The 3382-nt window shown below is 59.9% G+C and carries 3 protein-coding genes; all 3 read left to right on the forward strand.

The features are described 5' to 3' along the window. A partial coding sequence (locus JV551A3_RS28810; RefSeq protein WP_133979327.1) for an aldehyde dehydrogenase family protein occupies positions 1-1102 on the forward strand: 1102 nt, incomplete at its 5' end. Positions 1103-1310: 208 nt separating this feature from the next. After that, complete coding sequence (locus JV551A3_RS28815; protein ID WP_133979329.1) at positions 1311-1568, forward strand: hypothetical protein; 258 nt, start codon at positions 1311-1313, stop codon at positions 1566-1568. 442 nt (positions 1569-2010) lie between these two features. Next, positions 2011-3382, forward strand: a 1372-nt coding sequence (locus JV551A3_RS28820; RefSeq protein WP_133979331.1) for an acyl-CoA dehydrogenase family protein, incomplete at its 3' end; no start/stop codon positions are given.

Consider the following 3382-nt stretch of genomic DNA (forward strand, 5'->3'; position numbering starts at 1 on the left):
CGTGGACATCGGCCCGGTGATCGACGCCGAAGCCAAGGCCGGCATCGAGAAGCACATCCAGGGCATGCGTGAGAAAGGCCGCTCGGTCTACCAGGTGGCGATTGCCGATGCTGCCGAGATCAAGCGCGGCACCTTTGTCATGCCGACCCTGATCGAACTGGAAAGCTTTGACGAGCTCAAGCGTGAAATCTTCGGCCCGGTGCTGCACGTGGTGCGCTACAACCGTCGCAACCTGGACCAGCTGATCGAGCAGATCAACAACTCCGGCTACGGCCTGACTCTCGGCGTGCACACCCGCATCGACGAGACCATCGCCAAAGTGGTGGAAACCGCCAACGCCGGCAACATGTACGTCAACCGCAACATTGTTGGTGCAGTGGTGGGCGTGCAACCGTTCGGTGGTGAAGGCCTGTCCGGCACCGGCCCGAAAGCCGGCGGCCCGCTGTACCTGTACCGCCTGCTGTCGACCCGCCCGGCCGACGCGATTGGCCGCCACTTCCAGCAGCAGGACGGTGAAGGCAAGCCTGACCGCGCCCTGCACGAACAGCTGATCAAGCCACTGCATGGCCTGAAGGCCTGGGCCGAGAGCAACCAGCTGGCCGACCTGGCCGTGCTGTGCAGCCAGTTCGCCAGCCAGTCGCAGAGCGGCATCGCCCGCCTGTTGCCAGGCCCGACCGGCGAGCGCAACAGCTACACCATCCTGCCACGTGAGCACGTGCTGTGCCTGGCCGACAACGAAGCAGACCTGCTGGCGCAGTTCGCCGCAGTGCTGGCCGTTGGCAGCTCGGCGGTATGGGCGGACGGCGAGCCGGGCAAGGCCCTGCGTGCCCGCCTGCCGCGAGACCTGCAGGCCAAGGTCAAGCTGGTGCCGGACTGGAACAAGGATGAAGTGGCGTTCGACGCAGTGATCCACCATGGCGACTCCGATCAACTGCGCGGCGTGTGCCAGCAGGTGGCCAAGCGTGCCGGGGCAATCGTTGGTGTGCATGGGTTGTCCAGCGGGGATCACCAGATTGCGCTGGAGCGCTTGGTGATTGAGCGGGCGGTGAGTGTGAACACTGCTGCTGCGGGTGGTAATGCCAGCCTGATGACCATTGGCTGAGAAAGCAGTCCGTTCATGATAAGGAGAGCTTCGGCTCTCCTTTTTTGTTTCCGTAGCTGCCCCTTGGCAAGGCGCATATAACGCGCACTGCGAGCGCTCGCTCTTCAGCCTCTTCCAATTCATCAACCTAGTAAGAATGCCAGTTTTATTGGCACACACGAAGAGAGATCATTCGCCTCGCACTCAATCCACTAGCAGCGAGAGAAAAATGAACAAAGAAATTGAAGTTAATGGCATCGCGATCTTCGCCAAAGAAGAGTATGCAGGTGAAGTCTGGGCCAACCTCTACCAGCCTAACGGACCGTTCCAGAGCTGTGTCGTGCGGGACATGAACGTGATTGACGCTCTTCACACCGCAAAGTCTGCGCTGCAACCCGGCAAGCCACTGAAGGTTTACGCCACGATCACAACCAGTGGCCATCCAATCCTGCTGGAAAAAGTCAGGATCGGTAGTTTCTCGGAATAACCCCTTCACCCATCCGAGCTNNNGGCCGAATTCAATATTGATAAAATAAGCCTTTTTGCAGAACAAGGCAAAGTTTCAGCGAATCTTTACGTCGCCTCCGGCGGCTTTCGATCCTACGTCGTCGTGGACAAAACTGTCATCAAGGCATTACATACGGCTCTCGTAACAATCGCACACAACGATAGTTACCAGATCGTCGCCACTACCGATGAATCAACTTCGCCATTTGTACTCACCGAACTCCGAATCGACAACTAGTACTAAAATATTTTAATTAACGCTGGACTCAGACCTATATAAGGAAGGCTTTTATCTCCTTCGCTCCAAAGTAGGCACATGCAATATTTGCAGTAACTCACCTTGATGATCATTTCGATCAATCGTCCTTGTCGCCAGCACTGATACTGTATCAGGCTACCCTTCCGTATCTAGGACTGCCGACATGGACGAGACTTTACTCAGCCCCCGCAACCTCGCCTTCGAACTCTACGAAGTCCTCGACGCCGAGGCCCTGATCCAGCGCCCACGCTTCGCCGAGCACAGCCGCGAAACCTTTGATGCGGCGCTATCAACTGCCCGCACCATCGCCGAAAAGTTCTTCGCCCCGCACAACCGCAAGGCCGACGAAAACGAGCCGCGCTACGTGGACGGCCGCGCCGAGCTGATCCCCGAGGTGAAACCCGCTGTCGAGGCCTTCCTCGAAGCCGGCTTCCTCAACGCCAACCGCGACTTCGAGGTCGGCGGCATGCAGCTGCCCAGCCTGGTCTCGCAAGCCTGCTTCGCCCACTTCCAGGCCGCCAACGCCGGCACCACGGCCTACCCGTTCCTGACCATGGGCGCGGCCAACCTGATCGAGAGCTTCGGCAGCGATGAACAGAAACGCCTGTTCCTGAAGCCGATGATCGAAGGGCGCTACTTCGGCACGATGGCCCTGACCGAACCCCACGCCGGCTCGTCACTGGCCGATATCCGCACCCGCGCCGAACCTGCCGGTGACGGCAGCTACCGGCTCAAGGGCAACAAGATCTTCATCTCCGGCGGTGATCACGAGCTTTCGGAGAACATCGTGCACATGGTCCTGGCCAAGCTGCCCGATGCACCGCCCGGCGTGAAGGGCATCTCACTGTTCATCGTGCCCAAGTACCTGGTCAACGAAGATGGCAGCCGTGGCCCGCGCAACGATGTGCTACTGGCCGGGCTGTTTCACAAGATGGGCTGGCGCGGCACCACCTCGACTGCACTTAACTTCGGTGATAACGGCCAGTGCATCGGCTACCTGGTCGGCCAGCCGCACCGCGGCCTGGCGTGCATGTTCCAGATGATGAACGAGGCACGCATCGGCGTTGGCATGGGCGCAGTGATGCTCGGCTACGCCGGCTATTTGTATTCGCTGGAGTACGCCCGCCAGCGCCCGCAGGGGCGGTTGGCGGACAACAAGGACCCGCACAGCCCCGCGGTGCCAATCATCGAACACACTGATGTGAAACGCATGCTGCTGACGCAGAAAGCCTACGTCGAAGGCGCCTTCGACCTCGGCCTGTACGCAGCGCGGCTGTTCGACGACACCCACACCGGCAGCGACGAAAATACCCGCAACCAGGCGCAGGAGTTGCTCGACCTGCTGACTCCGATCGTCAAGTCCTGGCCCTCGACGTTCTGCCTGAAGGCCAACGAACTGGCAATCCAGGTTCTCGGCGGCCATGGCTACACCCGCGAATACCCGGTTGAACANTATTACCGCGATAACCGCCTGAACCCGATCCACGAGGGTACCGAGGGCATCCAGTCGCTCGACCTGCTTGGCCGCAAGCTAG

The sequence above is a fragment of the Pseudomonas inefficax genome (assembly GCF_900277125.1).
GTDB lineage: Bacteria > Pseudomonadota > Gammaproteobacteria > Pseudomonadales > Pseudomonadaceae > Aquipseudomonas > Aquipseudomonas inefficax.

Bases quoted from the DNA above. Each gene is read 5' to 3' on its own strand.
- JV551A3_RS28815 (WP_133979329.1), top strand. From the start codon at position 1,311: ATGAACAAAGAAATTGAAGTTAATGGCATCGCGATCTTCGCCAAAGAA.